Source organism: Agrococcus sp. UYP10, from assembly GCF_040547205.1.
Lineage (GTDB): Bacteria > Actinomycetota > Actinomycetes > Actinomycetales > Microbacteriaceae > Agrococcus > Agrococcus jenensis.
On record NZ_JBEPPG010000001.1, the window covers coordinates 592,079 to 606,423 of the forward strand.

The following is a 14,345-nucleotide window of genomic DNA, read 5'->3' on the forward strand; positions in this document are numbered from 1 at the left end:
GCGGATGCTCGTGCAACCCGGGCGTGTCGCGCCGAGTCGGCAGTGCTGGCGCGGCGGTCGCCGCGCGGGACGTCGGCCGCGGCCGCGCCCGGACATGCGGATGGGCGGGGTTCGCACCCCGCCCCTCGGTCGACCGCGCGCTAGTGGCGCGGTGCGTCGTCCTGCGGCTGCACCGTGGCAGCGTCTGCGTCGTCCTGCGGGAGCGCGGCGTCCGCGCCGCCCTGCCCGAGGAACCGGTCCGCGTGCTCCTGCACGGAGTCGGTGCGGTCGGCGAAGCGCCCGCCGCTGAGCCTGTCGAAGCCGTCGCCTGCGCCCTGGATGATCCGGTCGCTGGTCTGCTCGCCCTGCTCGCTGCTGAGCGCTTCCTTCGCCTTGTTCACGAGATCGCCGATGCCCATGCACGCCTCCTGCCTACGCTCGCGACGGTCGCGGCGTGAGGACACCGAACCACACGAGCCTCTGCGGCGCCAGTGAGCTGGCCCAGCGCTTGGGCGGCATCACGGTCCGGCGCGAGCCATCGGTACGCTCGCGGCATGTCGCCGACCCCGCCCACAGCCCCGGCCGCGCCCGCGGCCACTCCGCTGGCCACTCCCCTGCCCGACGACCCCCGCTGGCCGCGAGCGGGCGCGTGGCCGGCGCTCGACGACGGCGACGAGCGGCTCGACGCCGTCGTCCTCGGCATCGGCACGCACGCGACCTCGCTCAGCGCCACCGGCGCGCACGCGACCCCGGCGGCGGTGCGGGAGGCGCTGCGGCGCTACTCGCCGCACGCGGCGGGCACGCAGGTCGACGCGCTGCGGGTGGCCGACGCCGGCGACGCGGTCGACCCGGACCGCGACGAGGATGCCGCGACCGCGCTCGTCGCCCGCGCGGCGGGACGCGCGCGGCTCGTGATCGCGATCGGCGGCGACAACGCCGCCGCCGTCCCCGCGGCGCTCGGGAGCTGGGGCGCGTCGATCGGCACCGCCGGCCTCATCACGATCGACGCGCACCACGACCTGCGCGACGGGCGCAGCAACGGCTCCCCCGTGCGGCGCCTGCTCGAGGCGGGGCTCGACGGGCGGCGCGTGGTGCAGCTGGGCATCCAGGACTTCGCGAACTCCGCCGAGTACGTGCAGCGCGCGCGGGACGCGGGCATCACGACCATCTCCCGCGACGAGCTCGAGCAGCAGCCGCTCGCGGCGATCGCGGCGCGCGCGGTGTCGATCGCCGCGGCCGAGGGCGGACCGGTGCACCTCGACGTCGACGTCGACGCGTGCGACCGCTCGGTGGCGCCCGGCTGCCCGGCCTCGACTCCCGGCGGGCTGAGCGCCTGGCAGCTGCGCACCCTCGTGCGGGCCATCGTCGGCCACGGGGCGGTGCGCTCCGTGGACCTGACCGAGGTCGACGCGACCGCCGACGCCGAGGACGGCCGCACGGTGCGGCTCACGGCCCTGTGCGTGCTCGAGTCGCTCGCGGGCCTCGCGGGGCGAGCGGTCACAGCCCCCGCATCGTGAACGCCGCCCGCACGGCCGCGCTCCCGGGCGGCACGGCGAGCGCGCGCACGAGCGCGAGCCGGGCCTCGAGCTCCGCCCGGCCCGCGGGCGCGCCCATCGCCATGTTCCATGCCGCGCGCCGCATCGCGCGCTCGGCGGCGCGGCGGCGCGCGCGCTCGTAGGCGGCGAGCACCGCCTCGGTGTGCGCGGTCCCGGCCAGGGCGAGCGCCGCGTCGAGCGCGAGCCCGTCGAGCCAGCCGAGGCTCATGCCCTGCCCGCCGATCGGGCTCACCTCGTGCGCGGCGTCGCCCACGAGCACGACGCGACCGCGCACGAAGCGCTCCGCGAGGCGCTGGCGCGCGAGGAAGGCGCTCGTCGTGGCGTCGGCCGGCAGCCGCGGCGGGTCCGGCACGCGCTGCTCGAGGATGCGCTGCAGCTGCGCCGTCGTCATCGCCGGCTCGGGTGCGTCGAGCCGCGCGACCCAGCGCCGCTGCCCGCCCGGCATCGGGAACGACTCGACGATGCCGCCGGGCTCGAGGTGCAGCATCGCGGTCGCACCGGCGCGGGTGGCGTCGGGCGCGTCGGCCATCGCGTAGCCGCCGACGCCGCGGCGCGGCAGCATCCGGATGCCGAGCAGCTGCCGGGTCGTGCTGCGGATGCCGTCGGCGCCCACCGCCCAGCGCGCGAGGACCGCGCCATCGCCGCGCGTCGCGAGCGCGACCCGCTCGCCGTCGTCGTCGAGCCCGGCGAGCTCGACGCCGGTGCGCAGCGCCCCGGGGGCGAGCGCGTGGAGCCGCTCGCGCAGCAGCGCCTCGGTGCGGTGCTGGGGCAGCGCGAGGATGGGCCGGCCGCCGAAGCGCACGCGGGCGAGCAGCCTGCCCCGGCTGAGCGCGACGCCCGAGCGGATCTCGGTCGCCTCGTCGCGGACCGCCGCGCCGATGCCCGCGGCGTCGAGCGCGGCGAGCCCGGGCGGATGGATGCCGATCGCACGCGACGCCCGCGACGGCTCGGTGCGCCGCTCGAGCACGACGACGTCGGCGCCGCGCTGCGCGAGCAGGCACGCGAGGTGCAGCCCGACCGCGCCGCCGCCCACGATCGCGATGTCGTGGTCGCTCACGGCCGGGACCGGACGGGCTGTGCCCGCACGAGCTCGAGCCGGAACGGCACGCCCCGCCGCACGCTCCAGCCCGGCGGCACCGCGGCCGCCAGCTCGGCGGGCGTGTGGCTGCGCCGGATCGACGTCAGGCCGTCCGCGCGGATGTACGACCCGCGCAACAGCGTGGGCTCGAACGGCAGCGTGCCGGCCGCGAAGCCCGCGTAGGCGAGCGCGGAGCGCGCGATGTCGGCGTGCACCGCGACGCCGCCGGGGGCGAGCAGCGCCTCCGAGTCGGCGAGCAGCGCGCCGAGCTCGCGGGACGAGAGGTGGTGCAGCACGTGGTTCGAGACGACGACGTCGAAGCGCTCGCCGTCGGCGACGAGGTCGCCCGTCGCGGCCTGCCGCAGCTCGAGCCCCGGCACCGCGGGCTGCGCCCGGGCGTAGGCGATCGCGCGCGGCTCCGGGTCGATCGCCACCACCTCGAGGGCGCCGCCGTCCCGTGCGGCCCACTGCAGCACCCGGCGCGGCAGGTCGGCGCCGCCGGTGCCGACGTCCAGCAGCCGCACGGCGCCACCCGCGCGCAGGCGCGGACGGATCCAGCGGCGGTAGATCGCGCGCCGGCCGGAGACGACGGCGTTGACGAGGTCGAAGCGCGCGTAGGTGCGCGCGAGCATCGCCGGGTCGCAGCCCGGGTCGTCCATGAGCTCGCGCGCGTCCTCGTCGCGCGCGCGCAGCCGTCGGAGCGGCACGGCGGCCCCGCTCAGCCTCGGACGGTGAGCAGCGCCGACTCGACCGTGAGGCCCGGGCCGAACGCCATCGCCGCGACGCGGTCGCCGTCGGCGGCACCCGGGTCGCGCAGGATGCGGTCGAGCACGAAGAGCACGGTCGCGCTCGACATGTTGCCGAAGTCGCGCAGCGTCTCGCGCGCCGGCACGAGCTGCGACTCGGACAGCGCGAGCGTCGACTCGACGTGGTCCAGGATGCTGCGCCCGCCGGGGTGGATGGCCCAGTGGTCGATCGCGCCGCCCACCGCGCCGTCGCGCAGCGCGTCGACGAGCGGCGGCTCCGACTCGAGCAGCGGCTCGATCGCTCCGGTCACGTGCTCGCCGATGAGCGACGGGACCGCGTTCGACAGCACCATCTCGAAGCCGTGGTCGCCGATGCGCCACGCCATCGCGCCCTCGCCCTGCGGCGTCGTGCGCGTGGCGAAGGCGTCGAGGGCGAAGCCGCGCTCGCCGGGCTCGAGCTCGCGCGCGGTCACGATGCCTGCGCCCGCGCCGTCGCCGAAGAGCGACGTCGCGACGATGGTGTCGGGGTCGTTCGACGTGCGCAGGTGCAGCGTGCACAGCTCGACGCTCACCACCAGCACGACCGCCTCGGGGTCGGCCTGGCACAGCTGCGTCGCGAGCCGCAGCGCGGGCATCGAGGCGTAGCAGCCCATGAAGCCGAGGTGGTAGCGCTGCACGCCGGCGCGCAGGCCGAGGTCGCGCGCGATGACGAAGTCGGGCCCGGGCGCGTAGAACCCGGTGCACGAGACCGTGATGACGTGGGTCACGTCGGCCGCCTCGATGCCCGGCACCGCGGCGATCGCCGCGCCGCCCGCCTCGACGTAGAGCCGCGAGGCGTGCTCGGCGTAGACGTCGTTGCGCAGCCGCGTGCCGGGGTCGAGCAGCAGGCCGCTCGCGCGGTCGTAGAAGGCGGGGTCCTCGGCGGGCGGGCCGTCGAGCGTCAGCTCCTCGAGCACGGTGTAGCGGCGCTCGATGCCCGAGAGCCCGAACGAGGTCGAGACGATGCGCTGCGCGAGCCGCGACAGCCCCGGCTGCGAGCCGAACACCTCCTGGACGTCGGTCTGCACGAGCTGCGTCGCCGGCACGGCCGTCGACAGTCCTCTGAGGCTCACGGTCATGTCGCGAGCGTAGTGGTGCACCTTTGGAGCGGCCCTGGACGCGGCGAGCGTGCGCCGCTCCCGATCACACCACCCGCTCGCCCGCCCGCCAGAGCGCGTGCACGAGCGGTACGCCCGGCCGGTAGGCGAGGTGCGCGATCGACGGCGCGTCGAGCACCTGCAGGTCGGCGCGAGCCCCCGGGCGGATGCGCCCGAGCGGCGCGAGCGCGCGGCCGTCCGGCCCGATGCGCGGCGCATCGCGGTCGATCGCGACGGCGCCGCCGAGCGTGGCCGCGCGCACCGCCTCCTCGATCGTGAGCCCCATCTGCAGCACCGCGGTCGCGACGCAGAACGCCATCGAGGTCGTGTAGGACGTGCCGGGGTTGCAGTTCGTGGCGATCGCGACGACCGCGCCGGCGTCGAGCAGCCGGCGCGCCGGCGCGAGCGGCATGCGCGTCGAGAGGTCGCACGCGGGGAGCACGGTCGCGACCGTGCCGCGGCCGCCGTGCCAGCTCTCGGCGAGCAGCAGCACCTCCTCCTCGTCGAGGAACGCGACGTGGTCGACGCTCAGCGCGCCGAGCTCCACCGCGAGCCGCACGCCGGGGCCGGGGCCGAGCTGGTTGCCGTGCACGCGCAGCGCGAGCCCGGTGGCGCGGGCCGCCTCGAGGACCCGCCGCGACTGCCGCTCGTCGAAGGCGCCCCGCTCGCAGAAGACGTCGACCGCGTCGACGTGCGGCGCGACGGCCGCGAGCATGTCGCCGACGACGAGGTCGACGTAGGCCTCGTCGTCCGACACCTCCGCGGGCACGAGGTGCGCGCCCAGGAACGTGACCGAGTCTGCGCGGCCCGCGGCGATGCGCGCCGACCGCAGCTCGTCGGCGACCGTGAGGCCGTAGCCGGTCTTCGTCTCGAGCGCGGTGGTGCCGCCGCGCAGCGCCTCGTCGGCGAGCCGGTCGAGGTTGGCGGCGAGCTCGGCGTCGGTCGCCGCGCGCGTGGCGGCGACCGTGACGCCGATGCCGCCGGCCGCGTACGCCTCCCCCGCCATGCGGGCCTCGAACTCGGCGGTGCGGTCGCCGGCGAACACGAGGTGCGTGTGGCTGTCGACCCAGCCGGGCAGCACCGCGCGCCCGCCGACGTCGACGAGCTCGTCGGCGGCCGGCGCGGCGGATGCCTCGCCGACCCACGCGACGAGGTCGCCGTCGACGACGACGGCCGCGTCCCGCAGCCGGCCGAGCTCGTCGTCGTTCGTCGTCAGCTCGGCGATGCCGGTGAGGAGCGTGCTCGCCACGTCAGCGCCGCCTCACGCGCGATCGCGCATCGGCACGCGCACGTCGTGCTCGGCGGCGAACGTCGCGGCCTCGTCGTACCCGGCGTCGACGTGGCGGATGACGCCCATCGCGGGATCGTTCGAGAGCACGCGCGCGAGCTTCTCGGCGGCGAGCTCGGAGCCGTCGGCGACGGTCACCTGCCCGGCGTGGATCGAGCGGCCGATGCCGACGCCGCCGCCGTGGTGGATCGAGACCCAGCTCGCGCCGGACGCCGTGTTGACGAGCGCGTTGAGCAGCGGCCAGTCGGCGATCGCGTCGGAGCCGTCGCGCATGGCCTCGGTCTCGCGGTAGGGGCTCGCGACCGAGCCGGAGTCGAGGTGGTCGCGGCCGATGACGACGGGCGCCGAGAGCGTGCCGTCGGCGACCATCTCGTTGAAGCGCAGCCCGGCGCGGTCGCGCTCGCCGGCGCCGAGCCAGCAGATGCGGGCAGGGAGCCCCTGGAACTGCACGCGCTCCTGCGCCATCCGGATCCACGTCGCGAGGTGCGCGTCGTCGGGGAAGAGCTCGAGGATCGCCTCGTCGGTGCGGCGGATGTCCTCGGGGTCGCCCGAGAGCGCGGCCCAGCGGAACGGGCCCTTGCCCTCGCAGAAGAGCGGGCGGATGTACGCCGGCACGAACCCGGGGAACGCGAACGCGTCGTCGTAGCCGCCGAGCCGCGCCTCCGCGCGGATCGAGTTGCCGTAGTCGAACACCTCGGCCCCCGCCGCCTGGAACCCGACCATCGCCTCGACGTGGCGCGCCATCGAGGCGCGCGCACGCTCGGTGAAGCCCTCGGGGTCGCGCCGCCGCTCGCCGTCCCAGTCCTCGAAGGCGACGCCGCTCGGGAGGTAGGCGAGCGGGTCGTGCGCGCTCGTCTGGTCGGTGACGATGTCGATCGGCGCCCCCATGGCGAGCAGCTGCGGCACGACGTCGGCGGCGTTCCCCAGCAGGCCGATCGAGAGCGGCGTGCCGGCGTCCCGCGCCTCGACGGCGCGCGCGAGCGCATCCTCAATCGTCCTCGCCTCGACGTCGAGGTAGCGGTGCTCGATGCGCCTCGCGATGCGGCTCGGGTCGACGTCGACGCAGATGGCGACGCCGTCGTTCATCGTGACGGCGAGCGGCTGCGCGCCGCCCATGCCGCCGAGCCCGGCGGTGAGCGTGATCGTGCCTGCCAGGCTGTCGCGGCCGAGCGCACGCGCGACGGCGGCGAACGTCTCGAACGTGCCCTGCAGGATGCCCTGCGTGCCGATGTAGATCCAGCTGCCGGCCGTCATCTGCCCGTACATCGTGAGCCCCTCGGCCTCGAGGCGGCGGAACTCGGGCCACGTCGCCCAGTCGCCCACGAGGTTCGAGTTCGCGATGAGCACGCGCGGCGCCCACGCGTGCGTGCGCATGACGCCGACGGGGCGCCCCGACTGCACGAGCAGCGTCTCGTCGTCCTCGAGCGTCGTGAGCTCGCGCACGATCGCGTCGAACGACGCCCAGTCGCGGGCCGCCTTGCCGGTGCCGCCGTAGACGACGAGCTCGTCGGGGTGCTCGGCCACCTCGGGGTCGAGGTTGTTCATGAGCATCCGCAACGCGGCCTCCTGCTGCCAGCCCTTCGTGTGCAGCTCGCTGCCGCGGTGGGCTCGGACCTCGCGTGCGCCGTCCATCATCGGTCTCCTTCGTCGTTCGTGTCGGTGTCGGTCGCGGCGGTCGTGCGCCCCGCGCGGACGGCGAGGTCGCCGTCGGCGGCCCAGGAGCGCATGCGGTCGGTCAGCCCTGCCGCGAGCAGCACCGCCCCGTTCCAGACGTGCAGCCGCGTGGCCTCGATGTCCCGGGCCAGGAAGCGGTCGGGGCCGATCCCGGGCACGTGCTGCCGCAGCAGCGCGATCGCCTCGCCCGTGCGCTGCCCCGGCGGCTCGGCGCGCAGCTCGATGCCGCGCGCGGCGGTCATCACCTCGATCGCCAGCACGCGCTCGAGCCCGTCGATCGCGCGGCGCAGCTTGCGCGCGCCGCCCCAGCCCATCGAGACGTGGTCCTCCTGCATCGCGCTCGACGGGATGGAGTCGACGGATGCGGGGACGGCGAGCCGCTTGAGCTCCGACACGATGCCCGCCTGCGTGTACTGCGCGATCATGAGCCCCGAGTCGACGCCGGGGTCGTCGGCGAGGAACGGCGGCAGCCCGAAGGAGCGCGACGGGTCGAGGAACCGGTCGCTGCGCCGCTCGCTCATCGATGCGACGTCCGCGATCGAGATGGCGAGGAAGTCGAGCACGGCGGCGATCGGCGCGCCGTGGAAGTTGCCGTTCGAGACGACGCGGCCGTCCGGCATGACGACCGGGTTGTCGATCGCGCTCGCGAGCTCGACCTCGGCGACGCGCTCGGCGTGCGCCGCGGTGTCGCGCGCGGTGCCGTGCACCTGCGGCGCGCACCGCAGCGAGTAGGCGTCCTGCACGCGGGTGTCCTCCGGCCCCTTGTGGCTCGCCACGATCGCGCTGCCGCGCAGCAGCGCCGCGATCTGCGCGGCGCTCGTCGCCTGGCCGGCGTGCGGCCGGAGCGCCATGAGGTCGGCCGCGAACGGGGCGTCGGTGCCGAGCAGGCCCTCGACGCTCATCGAGGCCGCGAGGTCGGCGGTGTCGAGCAGCCGGTCGAGGTCGGCGAGCGCGAGGCACAGCATCGCGAGCATGCCGTCGGTGCCGTTGACGAGCGCGAGCCCCTCCTTCTCGGCGAGCACGACGGGCGCGAGGCCTGCCTCCGCGAGCGCCGTGGCCGCATCCATCGTCACCACCTCGCTCGTGCCGGGCTCCGCACGCGGCCGATCGACCTGCACGATGCCCTCGCCCATCGCGGCGAGCGCGACGTGCGAGAGCGGCGCGAGGTCGCCGGAGCAGCCGAGCGAGCCGTACTCGCCGACGACGGGCGTGATCCCCGCGTTGAGCATCCCCGCGTAGAGCTCGGCGGTCGCGCGGCGGATGCCCGTGCGGCCGGTCGCGAGGGTCTGCAGCCGCAGCAGCATGAGGCCGCGCACGACCTCGCGCTCGACCGGCTCGCCGCTCGAGGCGGCGTGCGAGCGGATGAGCGACTGCTGCAGGCGCGTGCGGTCGGCCGGCGCGATCGCGGTGTTCGCGAGCGCGCCGAAGCCGGTGGAGATGCCGTAGTGGGGGCGCACGTCGGCGGCGAGGTCGTCGATCACGGCGCGAGCCGCGTCGATGCGCTCGAGCGCCGCCGTGCTGAGCACGACCTCCGCGTCGAAGCGGGCGACCTGCACGACGTCGTGCCTGCTGAGGGGGGCGTCTCCGATGATCACTGGCATGCCCCCATTCCACTGCCGCGCGCCCGTCGCCGCATCGGCTCCGCATCCATTGCCGTCTGAGATCTCAGACTTGGGTACGCTCGCTGTCCACCGGGCAACGGCCGGGCGGCGAGGGCGGAGGGGCGGATGGCGGTGCCGAGGATGCCGGCGGCGCGGAGCGCGCTGCGCGTGCTGTCGCTGCTGGCCGAGCAGGCGGGGCCCGTGCGCGCGGCGACGATCGCGCGCGAGCTCGGGCTCCCGCGCTCGAGCGCCTACCAGCTGCTGCAGGTGATGCGCGACGAGGGCTTCCTCGTGCACTACCCGGAGCTCGGTGCGTGGGGGCCGAGCGCACGCGTGCAGCAGATCGGCTCGAGGGTCGCGGCCGCCACGCGGCTCGAGCGGCTCGCGCAGCCCATCCTCGACCGGCTCGTCGCCGCCGCGACGGTGCCGGCGACGAGCCACCTCGCGGTGCTCGCCGGCAGCGACGTCGCCTACGCGGGCCGCGGCGAGGGCAGGCGCTCCCCCGCGACCGTGTCGCGCGTCGGCGTGCGGCTGCCGGCGGTGCGGACAGCGACCGGCCGCGCGATGCTGGCAGCGCTCGGGGACGACCAGGTGCGCGCGCTGCTGCCGCACGACCGCGACCTGGTCGGCGAGCGGCCGGCGACGCGCGCAGCGCTGACGACGATGCTCGCCGCGGTGCGGCGGCGCGGGTGGGCGACCGAGGAGGGCGAGGTCGACCCCGCCTACGGCTCGGTGGCTGCCGCGGCCTTCGACGCGGCGGGCGTGCCCGCGGCGTCGGTCGGCCTCACCTTCCGGCTGCTGGACGCGGGGCCGGTCGACGGCCCCGCGTGGGCGGCGCTCGGCGAGCGGTGTGCCGCCGCCGCGGCGGAGCTCGGGCGCCGCCTCGGCGCGGCGCGGGCGGGGCTCGAGGCGACGCAGCCCGACGGGTCCTAGCGGGCCGGGTCCTAGCGGGCCGGGTCCTAGCGGCCCGAGTCCTAGCGGGCCGAGGCCGCCTGCATCGCGCGGCGCTCGGAGCGCTCCGCGCGCGCGGCGACGAGCGACAGCACGAGCGAGACGACGACGAGCCCCATCGCGCACGCCGTGAGCGCGGGCCAGCCGGCGGCCTCGAAGGGCAGCCCGAGCGCCCAGCCGACGACCGCCGACCCGACGTAGAAGCCGATCGTGTAGAACGCGCCGGCCTGCGACCGCGCGATCGCGCTCGCCCGCGCGCCGACCTGCGAGGCGGCGGTGGCGTGCGCCAGGAAGAAGCCGAGCGTCGCGAGCACGAGGCCCACGATCACGACCGGCAGCGGCGGCAGCGCGAGCAGCGCGAGGCCGACGAGCATGGTGCCGTGGCCCGCGAGCATCGTCGCGCGCGCCCCGATCCGGCCGGCGACCCAGCTCGACGAGCGCGACCCGATCGTGCCGGCCGCGTAGGCGACGAAGATGAGCGACGCGACCGCGGGGGCGAGCGCGTACGGCGGTGCCTCGAGGCGGAACGCCAGGTAGTTGTAGACGCCCACCTGCACGCCGACGAGCAGGAAGGCCTGCAGGTAGAGCGACCGCAGGCCGGGCCCGCGGAGCGCCTCGGCCATGCGGCGGCGGCGCGGTTCGGCCGCGGGCGGCGGCCCCGCGGTCCTGCCGCGGATGGCCAGGAGGAAGACGACGATCGCCGCAGTGCCGACCGCGACGACCACGAGCACGGCCCAGCGCCATCCGACGAGCGGCGCGAGCGGACCGACGACCAGTCGGCCGGCGGCGCCGCCCACCGAGGTGCCGGCGATGTACGCGGCTGCGACGGCGGCGGCCGCGCGACCGCTCAGCCGCTCGTACGCGACCGCGACGCTCAGCGCCGGGACCGCGCCGAGCATGGCGCCGCCCACGAACCGCACGGCGAGCAGCACCTCCGTGGTCGGCGCGAGGACCACCGCCGCCGACAGCACGATCGAGCCGATCGCCGCGAGCCGCATCATCGCGAGCCTGCCGAAGCGGTCGGCCGCGAACGCCCACGGGACCACGGAGGCCGCGAGGCCGGCGGTCGCGAGCGAGACGGTGAGCGCAGCCTCGGAGGGGCTCGCGCCCAGCTCGCGGGCGAGCTGGGGCAGCGCTCCCTGGATCGCGTAGAGCTGTGTGAAGGTCGCGAGCCCGAGCGCCAGGAGCGCGACGGTGAGCCTGCGGGGCGTGATCGCCGCCGCAGGACGCTCGAGGGTGGCGGATGCGGCGGACACGGCTCCGACGCTAAGCCATCGTCAGACGCATGACCAATGCCGCTCGGCGGGCATCCCATACGCTGAGCGCATGCATGCCGAGCCGCACGACGCACGCCTGCTGCGCGACCTGCCCGTGCTCGTCGCCGTGCGGCGCACCGGCACCGTCACCGCCGCGGCCGACGAGCTCGGCATCCCGCAGCCGAGCGCGACGCGAGCGCTGCAGCGGATCGCCGGCGTCGTCGGCGCCGCGGTCGTGCGGCGGGCGGGCAGGGGCGTCGCGCTCACGCCGGCGGGCGACGCGCTCGCCGACGCCGGGGAGGCGGCCCTGCGATCGATCGACGACGCCCTCTCGGCGATCGCCCGGGCGGGCGAGATCGGCGCGAGCGAGCTCGGCATCGCGTTCCAGACGATGCTCGGCGAGCGGCTCGTGCCCGAGGCGATCCGACGGTTCCGGGCGCGCTGGCCCGCGGTCGCGCTGCGGCTGCTCCACGGCTCCCGCGCGACGTGCCTCGAGGCGCTCGCCGGCGGCACCGCAGACATCGCCGTCGTGGCGAGCCCGCCGCCATCCCGCGGCGCCGTGACGATGCTCTACGCAGAGCCGCTCGTCGCGGTCGCCGCCCCCGACCATCCGCTCGCCGGCATGCACGAGGTGTCGGTGGAGGCGCTGCGCACCTGGCCGCAGATCATGCTCGCGCCGGGCTTCGGCATCCACGACGCCGTCCAGTCGCTCTTCGCCTCGGCGGGCGAGGTGCCGGAGCCGGCGTTCGAGGTGGGCGACTACCGCGCGGCGCGCGGCCTCGCCGCGGCAGGGCTCGGCGTCGCCGTGCTGCCCCCGAGCCCCGCGCGCATCGACGACGGCGCGCGCGAGGTGCCGGTGCGCCATCCGCTCGCGCGGCGCGAGATCGGCGCCGTCGTCGCGGACCCGCAGGAGCCGGCCGTGCAGGAGCTGCTGCGCGCGCTCGTCGAGGCCGCGGCGCGACGGGTGCCCGGCGCCACCTGAGCAGCGCCGGGCGACCGGTCAGCGGGGCACGCCGCCGTCGTAGGGGTCGTCGAGCCCGCTGGGGTCGTCGCCGCCCGACGTCGGCCGCAGCACGCCAGGACCCTGCGGGGCGTCGGGACCGGTGGGCGCACCGGGCGTCGCGGGCGCACCGGGCGCACCAGGGGCATCGGGCAGCACCGGGACCTCCGGCGCCTCCGGGCTGCTCGGGTCGGGACCGCCGGGCACGTCCGGCGCGCCGGGCCCCGGCTGGAGCGGCTCGTCGGGCACGTCGGGCGCGCCGTCGCGCTCTGCCTCGAGCTCGGCGATGCGGGCCTTGTGCTCGTCGATCGCGTCGAGCCCCTCCTGCACCGACCGCGTGTAGCGCTCGCCCGTCGCCTCCGCCGTGAAGTCGGCCTGGCCGTCGTACTGCACGTTCGGGTCCGGAGCGGGCGGCTCTCCCCCGGTGGGCACCGGCGGCTGCTCGCCGTCCGGCCCCGGCTCGTCCGCGCCGTCGAGCGGCCCGGCCGCGTCACCACCGGGCAGGGGCGCGTCGCCGTGCTCGCCGTGCCCGACGCGCGTCGTCGCGCGGTCGGTCGCCGTCTCGCCGTCGGCGCCCGCGGTCGCGCCGTCGGTCGCCGTGCGCAGCGGCTTCTCGTCGTCGAGCGGCTGGTCGCCGCCATCGCGGATCGGGCTGTCTGCCATGGTCGCACCTCTCGTCAGCTCGCCGACGCGGCTGCGCCGACTGTCCCCCAGCCAACCGGATGCGCGCTGGACGCGCCATGGACGTCCACGGCCGGGCCGCCGATCAGCGCGAGGCGAGCCACCAGATGCCGACGACCGCCTGCGCGACGGCGATGACGAGGGCCGTCGCGATGAGCGTCACGTGCACCGTGAGGAAGCGCGTGGGCTTCCCCGCCGCGTCGCGCGAGCGCGGGTCGGCCGCGATGCGGCGCAGGAACGCCGGCCAGACGATCGCGCTGAAGGCGGCGCCGATGAGCAGCAGCACGGCGCCGGCGACACCGACCGGGTCACCCACGAGCGAGCACCTCGGCGAGCGTCGGCGCGGCGAGGTCCTTCTCGCTGATGCGCGAGCGATCGCCGGTGTCGACGGGCAGCGGCCAGTCGATGCCGAGCGCAGGGTCGAGCGGCGTGATGGCGACGCCGGTCATGCCCGGCACCCACTCCGCGGTGAAGCAGTAGACGTACTGCGTCGGGCTGTCGCCGGTCGACTGGAAGCCGTTGCAGACGCCCTCCGGCACGATGATCTGCACGCCGGGCTCGAGCGCGGTCTGGAAGACGGCGCCGCGCGTCGGCGACTCGGGCCGGGCGTCGACCCATGCGCCCCACGCGGTGCCGTGGGCGATCGCGATGAGCTTCACCATCGCCTCGCCGTGCATGCCGCGGATCGCGCCCGGGTTCGTCTCGGTGACGTTCACCTGCCGGAAGGCGGGCAGCGGGATGCCGGCCGCCTCGAACGCGGAGGTGCGGAAGAACTCCCGCACCGTGCCGCGGTCCTCGATCACCTGCTTCATGCGGATGAGGGCGAGGCCCTCGATGGTCGTCTCCTGCGTCTCGAACTCGATGATCTCCACCACGCGTCCAGGCTATGGCAGTCGCACGACCCGACCGTCCGGCCGGCGAGCGGCCGCCCGGCGTCGCACCGGCCGGCTCGTCATCGAGCAGGGTCGTCGGTCCTGCTCCAGGCGATCCGGATGAGCCGCCGCAGCACGTCCTCGTCCACCTGCTCGAGGCGCTTGACGTAGACGCAGCCTGCGCCCTCCGTGTACGCGCCGAGCTCCGGCAGCAGCGCGGCGCCGTCCGGCAGGTCCTTGAGCCCGTACAGCGAGATGGCGGCCTTGCGCGGCGAGAAGGCCACCTTCGGCCAGTCGCCCTCGGTCGTCGACGTCCGGGACGGCGAGACGTAGTGGTACGAGCCGTACCCGATCATGGTCGGCCCCCACATGACGGGCTCCGCGCCCGTCTCCTCCTGCATGATCGCCGCGAGGCGGTGGCCCTCGTCGACGCGTCGCGGGGGCTGCGCCGCGTCGAGGAACTCGTGCACGCTGACGTCGGTCGGCCTCGTCCGCTGCTCTGCCACGGCTCCATCCTCCGCTCGTGC

General features: G+C 76.3%; 15 protein-coding genes. 3 read left to right on the top strand and 12 right to left on the bottom strand.

All coding sequences use genetic code 11. The features are described 5' to 3' along the window. Window positions 1-140: 140 nt before the first annotated feature. Window positions 141-398 carry an Rv0909 family putative TA system antitoxin gene (locus tag ABIB37_RS02960; RefSeq protein ID WP_123697043.1) on the bottom strand — a complete coding sequence of 86 codons (258 nt, stop codon included), beginning with the start codon at window positions 396-398 and terminating at the stop codon, window positions 141-143. Between the two features lie 135 nt (window positions 399-533). Between ABIB37_RS02960 and ABIB37_RS02965 the strand changes: the two genes are divergently transcribed. Continuing rightward, the gene (locus ABIB37_RS02965) at window positions 534-1,496 is read left to right on the top strand and encodes an arginase family protein (RefSeq protein WP_354256496.1); all 963 of its coding nucleotides are present in this window, start codon (window positions 534-536) and stop codon (window positions 1,494-1,496) included. Here ABIB37_RS02965 and ABIB37_RS02970 read toward each other — a convergent pair. The 6 genes from ABIB37_RS02970 to hutH form a co-directional block, all read right to left on the bottom strand. Further along, window positions 1,477-2,592, bottom strand: coding sequence for an FAD-dependent oxidoreductase (locus ABIB37_RS02970; RefSeq protein ID WP_354256499.1), 1,116 nt, complete (start codon window positions 2,590-2,592; stop codon window positions 1,477-1,479). The genes ABIB37_RS02965 and ABIB37_RS02970 overlap by 20 nt on opposite strands. Next, window positions 2,589-3,320, bottom strand: a complete 732-nt coding sequence (locus ABIB37_RS02975) for a methyltransferase domain-containing protein (protein WP_354256502.1) — start codon at window positions 3,318-3,320, stop codon at window positions 2,589-2,591. Before ABIB37_RS02975 ends, ABIB37_RS02970 begins: the two co-directional genes overlap by 4 nt. Window positions 3,321-3,331: 11 nt before the next feature. Continuing rightward, window positions 3,332-4,477, bottom strand: a complete 1,146-nt coding sequence (locus ABIB37_RS02980) for a type III polyketide synthase (protein WP_354256505.1) — start codon at window positions 4,475-4,477, stop codon at window positions 3,332-3,334. A gap of 64 nt (window positions 4,478-4,541) precedes the next feature. Further along, the gene (gene hutI, locus ABIB37_RS02985) at window positions 4,542-5,744 is read right to left on the bottom strand and encodes an imidazolonepropionase (protein ID WP_354256508.1); all 1,203 of its coding nucleotides are present in this window, start codon (window positions 5,742-5,744) and stop codon (window positions 4,542-4,544) included. Window positions 5,745-5,756: 12 nt separating this feature from the next. Then, the gene (hutU, locus tag ABIB37_RS02990) at window positions 5,757-7,415 is read right to left on the bottom strand and encodes a urocanate hydratase (protein ID WP_354256511.1); all 1,659 of its coding nucleotides are present in this window, start codon (window positions 7,413-7,415) and stop codon (window positions 5,757-5,759) included. Next, window positions 7,415-9,058, bottom strand: coding sequence for a histidine ammonia-lyase (gene hutH, locus ABIB37_RS02995; protein ID WP_354256514.1), 1,644 nt, complete (start codon window positions 9,056-9,058; stop codon window positions 7,415-7,417). Before hutH ends, hutU begins: the two co-directional genes overlap by 1 nt. Window positions 9,059-9,184: 126 nt before the next feature. Here hutH and ABIB37_RS03000 point away from each other — a divergent pair, with 126 nt between their 5' ends. Then, window positions 9,185-9,991, top strand: a complete 807-nt coding sequence (locus ABIB37_RS03000) for an IclR family transcriptional regulator (protein WP_354256517.1) — start codon at window positions 9,185-9,187, stop codon at window positions 9,989-9,991. A gap of 41 nt (window positions 9,992-10,032) precedes the next feature. Here ABIB37_RS03000 and ABIB37_RS03005 read toward each other — a convergent pair whose 3' ends face one another. Beyond that, window positions 10,033-11,265, bottom strand: a complete 1,233-nt coding sequence (locus ABIB37_RS03005) for an MFS transporter (RefSeq protein WP_354256520.1) — start codon at window positions 11,263-11,265, stop codon at window positions 10,033-10,035. A 70-nt stretch (window positions 11,266-11,335) separates the two neighbouring features. Here ABIB37_RS03005 and ABIB37_RS03010 point away from each other — a divergent pair, with 70 nt between their 5' ends. After that, window positions 11,336-12,247 carry a LysR family transcriptional regulator gene (locus ABIB37_RS03010; protein WP_354256523.1) on the top strand — a complete coding sequence of 304 codons (912 nt, stop codon included), beginning with the start codon at window positions 11,336-11,338 and terminating at the stop codon, window positions 12,245-12,247. 18 nt (window positions 12,248-12,265) lie between these two features. On the opposite strand, the gene ABIB37_RS03015 is transcribed toward ABIB37_RS03010, so the two are convergent. The 4 genes from ABIB37_RS03015 to ABIB37_RS03030 all read right to left on the bottom strand — a co-directional run bounded on the left by ABIB37_RS03015 (window position 12,266) and on the right by ABIB37_RS03030 (window position 14,324). Continuing rightward, window positions 12,266-12,928, bottom strand: a complete 663-nt coding sequence (locus ABIB37_RS03015; RefSeq protein WP_354256526.1) for a hypothetical protein — start codon at window positions 12,926-12,928, stop codon at window positions 12,266-12,268. Window positions 12,929-13,031: 103 nt separating this feature from the next. Continuing rightward, the gene (locus ABIB37_RS03020) at window positions 13,032-13,262 is read right to left on the bottom strand and encodes an SCO4848 family membrane protein (protein ID WP_354256529.1); all 231 of its coding nucleotides are present in this window, start codon (window positions 13,260-13,262) and stop codon (window positions 13,032-13,034) included. Further along, on the bottom strand, window positions 13,255-13,821 hold the full coding sequence (locus tag ABIB37_RS03025) for a dTDP-4-dehydrorhamnose 3,5-epimerase family protein (RefSeq protein ID WP_354256532.1): 567 nt from the start codon (window positions 13,819-13,821) through the stop codon (window positions 13,255-13,257). Before ABIB37_RS03025 ends, ABIB37_RS03020 begins: the two co-directional genes overlap by 8 nt. A gap of 77 nt (window positions 13,822-13,898) precedes the next feature. Next, window positions 13,899-14,324 carry a DUF1801 domain-containing protein gene (locus ABIB37_RS03030; protein WP_354256535.1) on the bottom strand — a complete coding sequence of 142 codons (426 nt, stop codon included), beginning with the start codon at window positions 14,322-14,324 and terminating at the stop codon, window positions 13,899-13,901. Window positions 14,325-14,345 lie beyond the last annotated feature (21 nt).